This window comes from Saccharopolyspora sp. 7B (assembly GCF_020177435.1).
GTDB classification, from domain to species: Bacteria; Actinomycetota; Actinomycetes; order Mycobacteriales; family Pseudonocardiaceae; genus Saccharopolyspora_C; species Saccharopolyspora_C gregorii.
In genome coordinates this window covers 1-14,604 of the sequence record NZ_JAIUKC010000214.1, presented here as the reverse complement: position 1 = coordinate 14,604, position 14,604 = coordinate 1, and the positions used below count along the sequence as shown (strand labels likewise).

Annotated in this window: 16 protein-coding genes; 11 read left to right on the top strand and 5 right to left on the bottom strand. The window is 73.9% G+C overall.

Translation table 11 applies throughout. The annotated features are described in order from the left end of the window. Positions 1-179: 179 nt before the first annotated feature. Positions 180-1,649 (top strand): CHAT domain-containing protein, encoded by a 1,470-nt coding sequence (locus LCD33_RS26595; RefSeq protein ID WP_224978403.1) that lies wholly within the window; start codon positions 180-182, stop codon positions 1,647-1,649. Positions 1,650-1,672: 23 nt separating this feature from the next. Here the strand turns inward: LCD33_RS26595 and LCD33_RS26590 are convergent, their stop codons facing one another. Then, on the bottom strand, positions 1,673-2,845 hold the full coding sequence (locus tag LCD33_RS26590; RefSeq protein WP_224966637.1) for a pyridoxal phosphate-dependent aminotransferase: 1,173 nt from the start codon (positions 2,843-2,845) through the stop codon (positions 1,673-1,675). Positions 2,846-3,056: 211 nt separating this feature from the next. Here LCD33_RS26590 and LCD33_RS26585 point away from each other — a divergent pair, with 211 nt between their 5' ends. Continuing rightward, positions 3,057-4,265, top strand: a complete 1,209-nt coding sequence (locus LCD33_RS26585; protein ID WP_224958523.1) for a DUF445 domain-containing protein — start codon at positions 3,057-3,059, stop codon at positions 4,263-4,265. 66 nt (positions 4,266-4,331) lie between these two features. Here LCD33_RS26585 and LCD33_RS26580 read toward each other — a convergent pair whose 3' ends face one another. Next, entirely contained in the window at positions 4,332-4,877 is a 546-nt protein-coding gene (locus LCD33_RS26580) for a CGNR zinc finger domain-containing protein (RefSeq protein WP_224958506.1), read from the bottom strand. Positions 4,878-5,194: 317 nt separating this feature from the next. Between LCD33_RS26580 and LCD33_RS26575 the strand changes: the two genes are divergently transcribed. From LCD33_RS26575 to LCD33_RS26550, 6 genes are all read left to right on the top strand, one after another. After that, on the top strand, positions 5,195-5,581 hold the full coding sequence (locus tag LCD33_RS26575; RefSeq protein ID WP_224978402.1) for a VOC family protein: 387 nt from the start codon (positions 5,195-5,197) through the stop codon (positions 5,579-5,581). Positions 5,582-5,664: 83 nt separating this feature from the next. Further along, positions 5,665-6,084, top strand: coding sequence for a helix-turn-helix domain-containing protein (locus LCD33_RS26570; RefSeq protein ID WP_224958504.1), 420 nt, complete (start codon positions 5,665-5,667; stop codon positions 6,082-6,084). A gap of 5 nt (positions 6,085-6,089) precedes the next feature. Beyond that, on the top strand, positions 6,090-6,767 hold the full coding sequence (locus LCD33_RS26565) for a hypothetical protein (RefSeq protein ID WP_224978401.1): 678 nt from the start codon (positions 6,090-6,092) through the stop codon (positions 6,765-6,767). Between the two features lie 64 nt (positions 6,768-6,831). Further along, entirely contained in the window at positions 6,832-7,149 is a 318-nt protein-coding gene (locus LCD33_RS26560) for a DUF2516 family protein (RefSeq protein WP_373689992.1), read from the top strand. Beyond that, on the top strand, positions 7,146-7,934 hold the full coding sequence (locus LCD33_RS26555) for an alpha/beta fold hydrolase (protein ID WP_224978400.1): 789 nt from the start codon (positions 7,146-7,148) through the stop codon (positions 7,932-7,934). Before LCD33_RS26560 ends, LCD33_RS26555 begins: the two co-directional genes overlap by 4 nt. A gap of 73 nt (positions 7,935-8,007) precedes the next feature. Next, complete coding sequence (locus LCD33_RS26550) at positions 8,008-8,574, top strand: YbaK/EbsC family protein (protein ID WP_224958501.1); 567 nt, start codon at positions 8,008-8,010, stop codon at positions 8,572-8,574. A gap of 6 nt (positions 8,575-8,580) precedes the next feature. Here the strand turns inward: LCD33_RS26550 and purU are convergent, their stop codons facing one another. The 3 genes from purU to LCD33_RS26535 are packed head-to-tail and all read right to left on the bottom strand — an operon-like array spanning position 8,581 to position 10,898. Then, entirely contained in the window at positions 8,581-9,447 is an 867-nt protein-coding gene (purU, locus tag LCD33_RS26545) for a formyltetrahydrofolate deformylase (protein WP_224978399.1), read from the bottom strand. Between the two features lie 45 nt (positions 9,448-9,492). Continuing rightward, positions 9,493-10,353 carry a class I SAM-dependent methyltransferase gene (locus tag LCD33_RS26540; RefSeq protein WP_224966639.1) on the bottom strand — a complete coding sequence of 287 codons (861 nt, stop codon included), beginning with the start codon at positions 10,351-10,353 and terminating at the stop codon, positions 9,493-9,495. Positions 10,354-10,379: 26 nt separating this feature from the next. Continuing rightward, positions 10,380-10,898, bottom strand: a complete 519-nt coding sequence (locus tag LCD33_RS26535) for a DUF2505 domain-containing protein (protein WP_224958498.1) — start codon at positions 10,896-10,898, stop codon at positions 10,380-10,382. A gap of 37 nt (positions 10,899-10,935) precedes the next feature. Here LCD33_RS26535 and LCD33_RS26530 point away from each other — a divergent pair, with 37 nt between their 5' ends. The 3 genes from LCD33_RS26530 to LCD33_RS26520 all read left to right on the top strand — a co-directional run. Next, positions 10,936-12,042 carry a UDP-N-acetylmuramate dehydrogenase gene (locus LCD33_RS26530; protein WP_224958520.1) on the top strand — a complete coding sequence of 369 codons (1,107 nt, stop codon included), beginning with the start codon at positions 10,936-10,938 and terminating at the stop codon, positions 12,040-12,042. Positions 12,043-12,189: 147 nt separating this feature from the next. Next, entirely contained in the window at positions 12,190-13,203 is a 1,014-nt protein-coding gene (locus LCD33_RS26525) for a S1 family peptidase (protein ID WP_224958497.1), read from the top strand. Positions 13,204-13,500: 297 nt separating this feature from the next. Then, a partial coding sequence (locus LCD33_RS26520) for an Ig-like domain-containing protein (protein WP_374228548.1) occupies positions 13,501-14,604 on the top strand: 1,104 nt, incomplete at its 3' end.

Below are 14,604 nucleotides of genomic sequence, written 5' to 3'. Positions count from 1 at the left end.
CGGTGACACGGGTGCGTGCTCGTGCGAAGCTGGGCAACCGGGCCCCCAACCCCCCCCCCACCCCCCGGGCGCGGCGGGGTTTGGGGCCCCCCCGGGGGGGGGGCGCGCCGCGGGGGGGGGGGGGGGGGGGGGGGGGGGGGGGGGCGCGCGGGGGGGGGGGGGGCGCGGGGCGCGCCCGGGTGGCGCGGGCCGCGCCCGGGCGCGGCGGCGGACCCGGCGCGACCCGGCAGCTGACGGTGGGCTGGCTGGCGGAGGCGCTGCTGGCGGCGGACGCCGGGGACCACGACCGGCTGTTCGCCGCCTGCCGCCGCGGGTTGCGCGCGGTGGCGAGCTACGCGAGCGGGATCGCGGCGTGGGAACCGCGGATCGAGGCGTTCGGGCTGGCCGAGGAGCTCGGCTCGGTCGCGGTCGGCGCCGCGCTGCGCTCCGGTGATCCGCGGCTGGTGCTGAGGTGGGTCGAACGGCACCGGCTGGGCGCGGCGCACCGCCGCTCGGTGCGCCCGCCCACCGACCCGGAGCTGGGCTCGGCCCTGGTCCGGCTGCGGTCCGCGGTGTCCGGCGCGGCGGAGGCCGACGGCAACCGGTTGCGCTCGGCGCTGTCCGAGATCGGTGCGCTGGAACGGCGGGTGCGGGACCGGGCGCTGCTCGTCGACGGCGGGGCGATCGACGCGGCGCAGCCCGCCGGGACCGCCGAGGTGCTCGCCGCGCTGCGCGGCGACGTCCTGCTGGTCCTGTTCGCGCACGAGGGGGTGCTGCACGCGGTCTCCGTCGTCGACGGGAACGCGCGGCTGCACGAGCTCGGCGCCGAGCTCGACGCGGTGCACGAGACGCAGCGGCTGCGGTACCTGCTCGCCCGGCAGGCCGAGACCGGTGATCAGCGCGCGGGAGCCGTGTACGCGGCGAGCGCCGCCGAGGCCGCGGCGGCCGTGCAGCGCGCGCTACTGCGGCCGGTGACGGCGGTGCTGCCGCCCGGGCGTCGGCTGGTGGTGGTGCCGACCGGCGCGCTGCACGCGGTGCCGTGGGCCGCCCTCCCGCTCTGCCGCGGCCGCGGGGTGACCGTCGCGCCGTCGTTGCGGGCCTGGCTGCGCGGCGGGACCGACGCGGCGCGCGAATGCGGCTCGGCCGAACCGGTGTGGGTGTCCGGCCCGAGCCTGGAACACGCCGAGGGCGAGGTCGTGGCGCTGCACCGGGTCGGTGGCGGGCGCCTGCTGACCGGAGCCGCCGCCGATGCGGAACGGGTGCTGGCGGCGGTGGACGGCGCCCCCATCGCGCACATCGCCGCGCACGGCCGGTTCCGGGACGACCAGCCGCTGCTGTCCTGCCTGGAGCTCGCCGACGGCCCGCTGTACGGCTACGACCTGGACCGGTTGCGGCGCGGACCGCGGACGGTGGTGCTCTCCGCGTGCGAGGCGGGGCGTTCGGTGCCGGCCCGCGCCGGGCAGCTCACCGGGTTGGCCGCCGCGCTGCTCGGACGCGGCACGGCGACGGTGATCGCCAGCGTCGTTCCGGTCCCGGACGAGCGCACCGCGCGGGTGATGATGTCGCTGCACTCGTTGCTCCGCCGCGGCGTCGGCCCCGCGGAAGCGCTCGCCGCCGCGCAGGCCGCGCACGGCGAAGCGGGCTTCCTCTGCCTGGGCCACGGTGGTTGACCGTGGTGGGGAGCGCGGCGGGATCAGCCCGCCAGGCCGTGCAACCGGCGGATGCCCTCGTCCAGCACCTCGTCCCGCTTGCAGAACGCGAAGCGCACCAGGTGCCGCACCGGCTCCGGGTCGTCGCAGAACACCTGCACCGGGATCGCGGCGACGCCGACCCGCCCCGGCAGCGCCCGGCACAGCTCGGCGCCGTCGGTGAACCCGAGCGGCCGCACGTCGGCGCAGATGAAGTAGGTGCCCTCCGAGGCGAGCACGTCCAGCCCGGCCGCGGTGAGCCCTTCGGCCAGCCGGTCCCGCTTGCGCTGCAAGCCGTCGCGCAGTTGCGCGACCCAGTCCAGCTCGTGGCGCAGCGCGTGCGCCACGGCGGGCTGGAACGGTGCGCCGCCGACGAAGGTGAGGAACTGCTTCGCCGCGCGGACCGCGCCGATGAGCTCCGCGGGGCCGCACGCCCAGCCGATCTTCCAGCCGGTGGCGCTGAAGCTCTTGCCCACGCTGGAGATCGTCACCGTCCGCTCGGCCATCCCCGGCAGGGTCGCCAGCGGGGTGTGCGCCCGGCCGTCGTAGAGCAGGTGCTCGTAGACCTCGTCGGTGATCGCGATCAGGTCGTGGTCGCGGCACACCTGCGCGATCGCGGCCAGCTCGGTGTCGGTGAGCACGGTGCCCGTCGGGTTGTGCGGCGAGTTCACCACCAGCGCCCTGGTCCGCGGTCCGACGACGGCGCGCAGCGCGTCCAGGTCGAGTTCGAACCGGTGGTCCGGGCCCTGCCGGAGGCCGACCGTGCGGCGCACTGCCCCGGCCATCGCCACCGCCACCGGGTACGAGTCGTAGTAGGGCTCGATGAGCACGACTTCGTCGCCGGGTTCGAGCAGCGCCAGCATCGAGGCGGTGATCGCCTCGGTGGCGCCGACGGTCACCAGCACTTCGCCGTCGGGGTCGTGCTCGATCCCGTAGTGCGCCTTCCGGTGCTCCGAGATCGCCGCGCGCAGGTCCGGCTCACCCGCGCCGGGCGGGTACTGGTTCACGCCGTCGGCGATCGCCTGCTGCGCCACCCGCAGCATCCCGGCGGGGCCGTCGGTGTCCGGGAAGCCCTGCCCGAGGTTCACGGCCCCGTGCTCTCGGGCCAACTCGGTGATCTCCGCGAAGATCGTCGAGGTGAACGGGCGCAACCGGGAGGTGAGGGCGGGAGATCGCACGTCCGGCACTCTACTGCTCCGGGCGGCCCGGTCGTCCCACGTGCCGGAACCGCGGCGGTCGCGCGGCGTGCGCGGCCGGGCGGGTTCCGTCACCGCGGGCGCCATCCGGTGCGAAGCGATCGGTGCCGGTGCCCGCTGCTGCCACAATCGTGGGGTGGCACAGACTGCGGCAGCGGATGCGGACCAGGTCAAGCGGCGGGCGCTGCGGCGGATGAAGGCCGTCGCGGGCGGGCTCCTCCTCGTCGCGACCGTGATCTTCGTGATCGCCCGCTGGCAGGAGAACAACGGCGCCGCCGCGTGGGTCGGCTACGTCCGCGCCGCGGCCGAGGCGGGGATGGTCGGCGCGCTGGCGGACTGGTTCGCGGTGACGGCCCTGTTCCGCAGGCCGCTGGGGCTGCCGATCCCGCACACCGCGATCATCCCGACCCGCAAGGACGCGCTCGGCCAGAACCTCGGCGCCTTCGTCGGCGACAACTTCCTGGCCGAACCGGTGGTGCGGGACAAGCTGGGGCGGGCGGAGATCGGGGCGCGGGTCGGGACCTGGCTGGACGACGAGGCGCACGCCGAACGCGTCACCTCCGAGCTGGCGACCGCGGTGCGCGGTGCCGTGCAGGTGCTGCGCGACGACGACGTGCAGGCGGTGCTGGAGCAATCGGTGCTGCGGAAGGTCCTGGAGCAGCCGTGGGGTCCGCCGCTGGGCCGCATCCTGTCCCAGGTGTTCGCCGACGGCACCCACCACAAGCTGGTGGACCTGATCTGCGACCGCGCCTACGACTGGGCGCGGGACAACCACGCGACGGTGCTGCGCGTGGTGAGCCAGCGCGCCCCGTCCTGGTCGCCGCGGTTCTTCGACGGGATGGTCGCGGACAAGATCTACGCCGAGGTGCTGTCCTTCGCGTGGGCGGTCAAGACCGACCCGGACCACCAGATGCGCAAGGCGGTGGACCGTTTCCTGGTGGAGTTCGCGCACGACCTGCAGCACGACCCGAAGACGATGGAGCGGGCCGAGCAGATCAAGCAGCAGGTGGTGGCGCACCCGGAGGTGCAGAACCTCGTCGCCTCCGCGTGGAGCACCGCGAAGAAGATGCTGCTGGACGCCGCCGAGGATCCGTCGAGCGAGCTGCGGCTGCGGGTGCGCGACGGGCTGCGCGGGCTCGGTCGCAGGCTGGCCACCGAACCGGAGCTGCGCGCCAAGGTGGACGGCTGGGTGGAGAGCGCCGCGGTGTACGTGGTGTCGCACTACCGCACCGAGATCACCACGTTGATCACCGACACGGTGGAGCGCTGGGACGCCGAGGAGACCTCGCGGAAGATCGAGCTCCAGGTCGGGCGGGACCTCCAGTTCATCCGGATCAACGGCACCGTGGTGGGTGCGCTGGCCGGCCTGGTGATCTACGCCCTGTCCCAGCTGCTGCTCTGACGTCCGGACGTCGCGGTCGGCGGCGCGGTTCACCGCGCTCGGCGCGGCGAGCCCGGCGGCGGGTGCTCACTCGGCGGTCGCGTGCCGCTCGCGCCAGGAGCGCGCCTTCTCGCGGTTGCCGCACACCCGCATCGAGCACCAGGTGCGGGACTTGTTCCGCGACCGGTCGTAGAACGCCCACAGGCAGTCCTCGGCCGGGCAGATCTTGATCCGGTTCCAGTGGCCGGTGTGCACCAGGTGCACGGCGGCGGCCAGCACGCGGCCCAGCGCGTCCTGCCCGCCCAGCACCGGTACGCCGTCCTGGAGGACGACGGGCACGGGCCAGGTGATCACGTCGGCATCGGGGCGCGGGGCGGACCGGTCGCAGGACACCGCGGTGCGCATCGCTTCGCGGACGCGCCGCGCGGAACCGCGGTCTCCGGCTTCGCCCAGGCCGCGTCCGGCGGACCACGCCCGCCACTGGTCCGCGGAGTCGAGGACGTCGGTGCCCGTTTCGGCGTCGGAGGTGTTGAGGAAGGCCAGCACCAGCTCGACGTCGCGTTCGGCGTCCAGGTCCGCGGCGGAGTTCGCAGGGACTCGGTCGGCGACGGCTCTGCTGTTCACGAACACCATCGTATTCGATTAGCCGGTTGCAGCGTGCGTCGATAACCCTCATAATCCTGTCGTCGGTTACTAACTGCTCATACGTGAACACCAGTTAGGGGAGTCGTGGATCTCGTGGGAGTGGCAGTGCAGCGGAAACGGTCCGGCGGCCGAGCGGGAGGTGCCGGGCGGGCGGAGGATGCCGGGACCCGGCCGCAGGCGTTGGGCAGGTTCGCGGCCCGCTGGCCCGAGGCGGTGGCCGCGCTGCGCCCGGGTGCCGCGGTCGATCCCTGGCCGACGAACCCCCGGTCGAGTTGAGGTCCCCCTCCGAGCGAAAGGTCGTGCCCATGTCCGAGTCCCCGCTGTCGATCGTCGCGTTCGCCATCGACACGCCCGATCCGCGCGCGCTGGCGGAGTTCTACCGGCGCTTGCTGGGCTGGGAGGTCGACGACGCCGGATCGGACGAGGACTGGGTGGAGCTGGCGGATCCGGCGGGCGGCCCGGCGTTGGCGTTCCAGCGGGATCCGGACCACGTGCCGCCGACCTGGCCGGATCACGCGCGACCGCAGATGATGCACGTCGACGTGCGGGTGCCGACCTTGGCGGAGGGGCACGAGCGGGCGGTGCGAGCCGGTGCTCGGCCGCTGCCGCAGCCGCCGGACCAGCAGGACTCGCCGTTCCGGGTGTACGCCGATCCGGACGGGCACCCGTTCTGCGTGTGCGCGGTCGGGTGAGTCGCCGGGCGGGTGCAAGCTGAGTGCTTGCAAAAGTTAGCACTCGTGGTTAGCGTGGGAACCGTCCGGAGGGAGCGGGATCCATGGAGCGGGTGGACAAGACCGTCAACAAGGCCGTGAACCAGGCGGTCAGCGACCTCGGCGGGTACATCAGGGCGCAGCGCGGCAACGCCCAGATCTCGCTGCGCGAGCTCGCCAAGAGCGCGGGCGTCTCCAACCCGTACCTCAGCCAGATCGAACGCGGCCTGCGCAAGCCGAGCGCGGAGATCCTCCAGCAGATCGCCAAGGCGCTGCGCATCTCCGCCGAAGCGCTCTACGTGCAGGCCGGAATCCTGGAGCAGCGCGAGGGCGGCCCGGTGGTGGACGCGATCCTCGCCGACCCCGACCTGGGCGAGCGGCAGAAGCAGGTCCTGCTCGACATCTACGCCTCGTTCCGGCGCGAGCACGACGGCGCCACCGGCGTGCCGGACCGCACCGAAACCCCCGAAGCAGCCGAGGAGTGAGCACCATGCCGACTTCCGAGAACGACACCAAAACCCGCGGCGACGCCACCGAGCAGGCCCGCACGCCGCTGCTGGCCGCGCTGGGCGCGGGCGACCTCGCCGCGCAGACCATCGCCGACGCGCTGACCAAGCTGCGCGCCCGGCTCGGCGAGGGCGCCGAGTCCGCGCGCCACGGCGTCAACGACCTGCCGAACGACCTCAAGGAGCGCTTCGACCCGGCCGAGCTGCGCAAGCTCGTCGACGCCTACACCCGCTCCGCCGCCCAGCTCTACGGCTACCTCGCCGAGCGCGGCGAGACGACCTTCGAGCGCCTCCAGTCCCAGCCGCAGGTCAAGCAGGCCTGGAGCCAGCTGGAGCAGGTCCAGGGCCGGGTGGACAGCGCGGTCGGCGACGCCCGGGTGCTCGCCGACGACGTGCTCGGCAAGGTCACCCGCACCACCCGCTCCTGGGGCGAGAAGGCCGCCGAGGCCACCGAGAAGGCGGGCGACCAGGCCGCGGAGCAGGTCCGCGACACCGCGGGCGACGTGGCCGACGCGGTCGCGGACGCCGGTTCCGACGCGGCCACCGCGACCCGCAGCACCACGCGCAAGGCCGCGAACCGGACCGCCGCCGCCAAGAGCGCGCCGAAGAGCGGCGCGAAGAGCACCGCGAAGCCGAAGGCGACCGGCAAGTCCGACAGCTGACGCCGATCGAGCGCGGGACCCCGGAGGGCTGCTCCGGGGTCCCGCTCACACGTAGGGTGGAGTGGTGGAGTTGTCATTCAGCGGTCCGCCGGAGCTGTTGCTGCAGTTCTGGATCTTGAAGGTCATCTGGCTTGCCGGTCTGCCGCTGGGGCTGTACGCCTTCGTGCACGCGCTGATGCAGCGCGCGGACGCGTTCACCGCGGTGGGCAAGCTGTCCAAGCCGGCGTGGCTGGGCATCACCGGTGCCGGGCTGGTGCTGCTGGCGGTGTTCACCAGCGGTCCCATCACGATCATCTGGCTGGCCGGGTTGGTCGGGGTGCTGGTGTACCTGCTGGACGTGCGCCCGAAGGTCACCGAGGTGCAGCGCGGCAGCTCCTGGTGATCGGCGGCGAGCTGCGCGCCGACGAGGGCGTGCTGCCCTCGGGCGCGCGCTGGCGCGGGTACGGCCGGGGTGCGCCGGTGACGCTGGTGACCCACGGGCTGGGCGCGACTCCGGGCGAGGCGCGGATCCCGGCCTCCGGGCTGCCGGGCACGCGCGTGGTGCTGACCTTCGCGGGCCACGGCGACGCCGCGGACCCGCCCGCGGACTACTGGGACTACGGCGTGCTGGCGGCGGACGTGCTGGCCGCGGCGGACGCGGTCGGTGCGACCCGCGCGGTCGGGGTGTCGCTGGGCACGGGCGCGCTGACCCGCGCGGCCGCGGCGGATCCGGGCAGGTTCGAACGGCTCGCGCTGCTGCTGCCCGCGGTGCTGGACGGCGGGCGGGAGGTGTCCTCGGCGTGGGCGCTGGAGCGGTTGGCGGAGGCGGTCGCGGCCGCCGGTGCCGACGGCGGTGCCGCGCTGCGCGAGCGGGTGGCCGCCGAGTTCCCGCCCGGCGCGCAGCTGGGCGACCACCTGGCGGCCCGTACCTCGGCCCTGCTGCGGTTGGGGCCCGCGCTGCGCGCGCTGGGCGACCGTGCGGTGGTCGACGACGCGGCGGCCCTGCGGGCGGTCCGGTCGGACGTGCTGGTGCTGACCGGCACGGACGATCCGCTGCACCCGGTGGCGGCGGCGCGGGCGACCGCGGCCGCGATCCCGGGTTCGCGGCTGGAGGTGCTGCCGTCGGTGGCGCCGCTGTTCACCCACCGCCGGGAGCTGCGGCGGCTGCTCGCCGATTTCCTGGGGTGACGAGCCCCGCAGCTGCGGGAGCGCGCTGACCCCGGCCGGACGCGCCGGGGCGGAGTGCTCGTACCGTCGGCGCATGGCTCTCGACTGGTCGCGCGCCGCCGGAACCCTCGAGGTGGGCTCGGCGCTGGAACGTCCCGAACTGCTGGCCGAGCCGGTCCGCGACGCCGTCGCGGCCCTGCCCGCGGCGGAAGCGGAGCTCGTCGGGGTCGCCGAGATCGACCCGGAGCTCGCGGACACCGCCGCGTTCTGCGCCGAGTACGCCTCCCCGCTGGAGCTGTCGGCGAACTGCGTGGTCGTGGCGGGCAAGCGCGCCGGCGAGCTGCGGTACGCCGCCTGCCTGGTCCTGGCCACGACGCGCGCCGACGTGAACGGCGTGGTGAAGCGGCGGCTGGACGTGCGGAAGGCGTCGTTCGCGCCGATGGACGAGGCGGTGCGGCTGACCGGGATGGAGTACGGCGGGATCACGCCGTTCGGGCTGCCCGCCGACTGGCCGCTGCTGGTGGACGCCGCGGTGGCGAGCGCGCCCGCCGCGGTCGTCGGCAGCGGCCTGCGCCGGTCGAAGATCATCGCGCCGGGCGCGCTGCTGGCCCGCCTGCCCGCGGCCGAAGTGCTCGACGACCTCGCCCGCCCGGTGGGCTGAGCCGGGTCAGAACACCACGGTCCGCTTGTCGTGGACCAGGACCCGGTCCTCGAGGTGCGCGCGGAGACCGCGGGCCAGCACGACCTTCTCGATGTCCCGTCCCTTGCGCACCATGTCGGTGGCCGCGTCGGTGTGGTCCACCCGGATCACGTCCTGCTCGACGATGGGGCCCGCGTCGAGTTCCGGCGTGACGTAGTGGCAGGTCGCCCCGACGAGCTTCACCCCGCGCTCGTAGGCCTGGTGGTAGGGCCGCGCACCGGCGAACGAGGGCAGGAAGCTGTGGTGGATGTTCAGCGCGCGTCCGGCCCACTCCTCGCACACCGCCGGCGGCACGATCTGCATGAACCGGGCGAGCACGATCGCGTGCGGGTCGTGCCCTTCGACCAGCGCCCGCACCTCCTGGAACGCGGCGCCCTTGTCGTCCGGGTCGGAGCCGGCGGGGAACGGAACGTGGTGGAACGGCACGCCGTGCGCCTCGGTGATGCCGCGCAGCCGCGGGTGGTTGCCGATGACGGCGCGCAGGTCCACGTCCAGCTCGCCGGAGGCGACGCGGCCGAGCAGGTCGTGCAGGCAGTGGCCCTCGCGGGACACCAGCAGCACCACCCGGCGCCGCTCGGAGGTGTCGCTCACCCGCCAGTTGGTGCTGCCCAGCTCGTCGGCGACCCGCGCGAAGCGCTCCCGCAGCTCCGCCAGCCCGAACGGCAGCGAGTCCGCGCGCACGACCTGGCGGGTGAAGAACCAGCCGGTCTCGACGTCGGTGTGGTACCCGGCTTCCACGATCCAACCGCCGTGGTCGGCGAGGAACGTGGCGATGCGGGCCACGATCCCCGTGCGGTCGGGGCAGCCGAGGGTGATGACGAATCGAGCGGACACGGTTGCGGAGTATCGCACTGCGCCGACCGGCCCGGCCGGGTGATGTCACCCCGAGGTGCGCGGATCCACCGCGGCCCAGTCGACGGTCAGCTCGCCCAGCCGCCAGCGCCGCGGCCGGTCCCGCACCGGCCAGCCCAGCTCGGCGAACCGCCGCACCGCCTCCGCCCAGCGGGCGCGCGGGCCGAACGGTGCTCGCGGCGCGGCCCGCGCCCAGCAGGCGTCCAGGTCGGTGAACAGCGCGTGCACCTTCTCGCCGGGCACGTTGCGGTGGATCAGCGTCTTCGGCAGCCGTTCCGCCAGGTCCGACGGCCGGTCCACGTCGGAGGGCAGGCAGGCCAGCGTCAGGGTGCGCGGCCCGGACCGGTCCAGCGCCACCCAGCAGCAGCGGCGCCCGATCTCGTCGCAGGTCCCCTCCACCAGCAGCCCGTCCGGGGCGAGCCGTCCGCGCAGCTCGTCCCAGGCCTTCCACGCCTCCGGCTCGGTGTACTGGCGCAGCACGTTCAACGCCCGCACCAGCGCCGGGCCGTCCGCACCGCCGATGCCCGCGGCGAGCCCCGCGAGTTCGAAGCCGCCGCGCCGGAACTCCAGCGCGGGCGGGGCGGCGACGGCCTTGCCCGCGGCCACCCGATCCGGGTCGATCTCCAGCCCGAACACCCGCGCGTCGGGGCGCACCGGCCGCAGCCGGGCCGCGAACTCGACGGTGGTGACCGGGGTGGCGCCGTAGCCGAGGTCGATCACCAGGGGATCGGCGGCGCCGGACAGCGCGCGGGCGACCCACGGGGTACCGGCGATCCAGCGGTCCACGCGGCGCAGCCGGTTCGGGTTGGTGGTGCCGCGGGTCGGCACCCCGAGCGCGCGGGCGCGCCCGGCGGCCAGGCGCGGCGCCTTCTTGCGGGGCTGGTTCATGAGCGGGCGGTGAAGATCATCCGTGGTCAGCTCCGCGGGCGGGCCAGCCACTCGGTGGTGAAGCGCTCCTCCGCGGCGAGCAGCTTCTGCACCTGTTCGGCGACGAGGTCCTCCAGCTTGCCGCCGAGGAACGGCACGGACACCCGCACTTCGCCCTCCACCAGCAGTTCGCTGGCGCCGGTTCCGCCGGTCAGGTCGCGCAGCCACATCGATCCGGTGATGGTGCACGGCACCCCGGCGACCTCGGCGGCGATCTCGCCCGCGTAGTGGCCGTCCTGCTCGCACCGCCACGACTCGCTGCGGTCGATCACCAGGTCACCCGCCCCGGCGACGGTGCGCGCGATCGGGGGGAGCGAATCGGTGGGCACGCCCTGGCGGATCTGGAAGCGCACCGCATCGCCGTCCGCGGTGTGCTGCACGAGCTCGTTGCGCCCGCCCTCGAGCTGGTCGAGGCGTTCCCGCAGATAGTCGATGTCGATGAGCGCCGCATGCACCTGCGATGCGGGCCACTCGGAGGTGCTGCGGTGCTCGATGCGGCGTGCCATGGGCGGAAGGTTACCTTTGGCAATCGTGAACCCCTCGATGTCCGGCTCCGAAGGAACCAGCGGTGGCGCGCCGCAGACCGGCGACCCGGCGGCCCACGTCCTGTCCGGCCACACCACGCTGCGCCTCGGCGGGCCGGCCGCCGAGCTCGTCGTGGCCGAACACCCGGACCAGCTGGCCGAGGCGGTCCGCGAGTCCGACGCGGCGGGCCAGCGGCTGCTGGTGCTCGGCGGCGGCTCCAACCTGGTGATCGCCGACGAGGGCTTCGACGGCCGCGTCGTGCGGATCGCCACCGGCGGGCGCCGCTACGACATCGTGGACGGGTTCGTGCAGCTCACCGTCGAAGCGGGCGAGGACTGGGACGACGTCGTCGCCGACACCGTCCACCAGGGGCTCGGCAACCTGGAGTGCTTGTCCGGGATCCCCGGGCTCACCGGCGCCACCCCGGTGCAGAACGTCGGCGCCTACGGCGTGGAGATCTCCGAGATGCTCGTTTCGGTGGACCTGCTGGACCGGCGCACCGGGCGGATCCGCACCGTGCTCGCCGACGACCTCGGGCTCGTCTACCGGGGCAGCATCCTCAAGCACACCGACGACGCGGTGGTGCTGCGCGCCCGCTACCTGCTGCGCGACGGCGGTCAGTCGGCGCCGATCCGGTACGCCGAGCTGGCCCGCGAGCTCGACGTGAACCCGGGGGCGCGCGTCGACGTGGTCCGGGTGCGCGAAGCGGTGCTGCGTTTACGGCGTTCGAAGGGCATGGTGCTCGACCCGGACGACCACGACACGTGGAGCGCGGGCTCCTTCTTCACCAACCCGATCGTGGAGGCGGCGGACCTGCCCGGGGTGCTGGAGCTGATCGCGGCCCACGTCGGACCGGACGAGAAGGTGCCGCAGTACCCGGCATCGGAGGGGCGCACGAAGCTGTCCGCGGCCTGGTTGATCGACCGCGCCGGGTTCGGCAAGGGCCACTCCGGTCCGGGCGGGCGGACCGCGCTGTCCGGCAAGCACACCCTCGCGCTGACGAACCGGGGCTCGGCGAGCACGGCGGACCTGCTCCACCTTGCGCGTGAAGTGCGGGACGGGGTGAGCTCGGCGTTCGGCGTGTCGCTGGCGCCGGAGCCGGTGCTGGTGGACTGTTCGCTCTGAGCCCCGCGCGGCTCGCGCTCCACGTCCGGCCGCGGCCGGAGGCCTGTTCCGGATCCGGGTTCACCTGACTGCCGACCGGCCGGAAGGGTGACTCTTCGTGACTAACGGTTAACCCTGAGTGTTAAATGGTTGCTGGAGGGGGCCGCCATGCTCAGCATCAGGGAACTTCGGGACAGAGCGGTCATCAGGCCGATCAAGCGCGCGGTCGAGGACCAGCTGCTGGACCTCCCCGGCGTCACCGCGGTCGACATCGGTGAGAAGCGCACCGCGGGCCGGTTCACCGGCGAACAGGGCATCGTCGTGTCGGTGGCGCGCAAGCGCCCGGCCGACCGGGTGTGGCCGGGTACCCAGATCCCGCCGGACGTGCTCGGCATCCCCACCGACGTCATCGAGGAGAAACCGCTGCTCCAGCACGTGCACACGTGCGCGGAGGAGTCGGTGGCGCTGCGCGGCCGCGGTTTCGCGCACGACGGCGCGGTGACCGGCGGCGACGGGCTGGCTCCCTGCCGCTCGGTGCAGCTGGCCCCGCCGGACGCCCGGTACGCGGGCCGCTACCGCCGCACCGGCACCCTGGGCGCGCTGGTCGTGGGGCACCCGCCCGCGGTGGCGACGATGGGGCTGACGACGTTCGACGTGGCCTGCTTGGACGACGGCTGGGCGGTCGGCGACCGGATGGTCGATCCGGACACCGGTCACGTGTACGCGGACTTGGCGCGGGGCGCGCTGTCCGGCCGGGTGGACGCGGCCGCGGTCACCCTGGGCAGGGGCGTCGGTCACTCGCCGGTGATCCCGGGCATCGGACCGGTGACGGGGCAGTGCGCCGCCTACCCGGGCGAGCAGGTGCGTAAGTGCGGCTACGGCAGCGGGGTGACCAGCGGGGTGGTGACCTCGGTGGACGTGACGGTGCGGGTGGATCACGGGGCGGCGCTGGGCGTGCGCGTGCTGCGGGAGCAGATCCGGATCGACTGCCCGCCGGGCGGCGGCTGCTTCCTGCGGGTCGGGGACGCCGGCGGTGCCGTGGTCAACGACGACGGCCGGGTGGTCGGGCTGCTGTTCGCGGGCACCCGCAGCGGGATGACCGGGTTCGCGAGCCCCATCGCGGACGTCCTCGCGGAGCTGGACGTGGAGCTGTGCGTACTGCACCGCCAACTCCCGGTGTGATCGCGGATGAGCGGTGAGTTGCCCCACCCTCGGCCCGTCGGTGGCGGAGCGGTGCGGGGCGGAGAGCGGCCGGATGGCGGTTGAACACGGCGGGCGATCATGGTTCCCCCTGGTCATAGCTCTGCCGGGTGAAGATTGTTCACTCGAAAGAGCGGCTCAAGCGTGCCGGGGGCGCCCGCGATGGCGATCCTGTGACACGACACACTGTTGATCGGCGGCATCTTTTCGAGGCGCCGCACGTCTTGCGGTTGTGAGAACCACGTCGGAACGGATCGGGGTCGAGGAGTGCTGAGCAGGGTGAGTCGGGTACGGCAGCTGTGGACCGCGCTGGCGGGAACGCTGGTGGCCGTGCTGCTGCTATCGGGCTGCGGGACGCAGTCCACGGACGGGGGCGGAACCGGCGGCGGCACGCAGGCGCAGGCCCCGCTCGCCAAGGTGCACCTCGAACCCGGCGGCGGCTCCGACGTGAACCCGGCCGCGCCGGTGAAGGTCAGCGTCGAAGGCGGCAAGCTCGACGACGTCGCGCTGACCAACGGCGACGGCAAGGAGGTCGAGGGCGATCTCGCCGACGACGGCCTCAGCTGGACCGCGGGCGAGCAGCTCGGCTACGGCAAGACCTACACCTGGTCCGGCGAGGCCACCGGCACCGACGGCAAGAGCGTCCCGGTGCAGGGCAGCTTCACCACGATCTCCCCGGCCAAGCAGGTCCGCGCCACCGTCAACCCGACCGACCACAGCGAGGTCGGCGTCGCGATGCCGATCAGCGTGAAGTTCGACGACCCCGTCACCGACAAGGCCGCCGCCGAGCGCGCGCTGAAGGTCCGCACCTCGGTGCCCGTCGAAGGCGCCTGGGCGTGGCTGTCGGACACCCAGGTGGACTGGCGGCCGAAGGAGTACTGGCCCGCGGGCACCGAGGTCGAGGTGGACGCCGACCTCTACGGCGTGCACTACGGCGAGGGCGAGTACGGCCGCTCCGACCTGACCACCGAGTTCACCATCGGCCGCTCGCAGGTCGTGAAGGCCGACGCCTCCACCCACCAGATGGTCGTGGAGCGGGACGGCAAGCAGGTCGCCAGCTACGCGGCCAGCTACGGCAAGGACCACGACCCGGAGCTGAACACGCCCAACGGCACCTACATCGTGATGCAGAAGAACCCCGTCGAGATCATGGACAACCCGCGCTACGGCTACACCGACGTGGAGAAGAAGTGGGCCGTCCGGATGTCCAACCACGGCGAGTTCATCCACGAGAACGAGGAGAACCGCGCCAACCTCGGCAAGGTCAACACCTCGCACGGCTGCATCAACCTGAGCGAGGCCGACGCGAAGAGCTACTTCGACACCGCGCTGGTCGGCGACCCGATCGAGGTCACCGGCGCGGTCGCCTCGATGGAGCCGCGG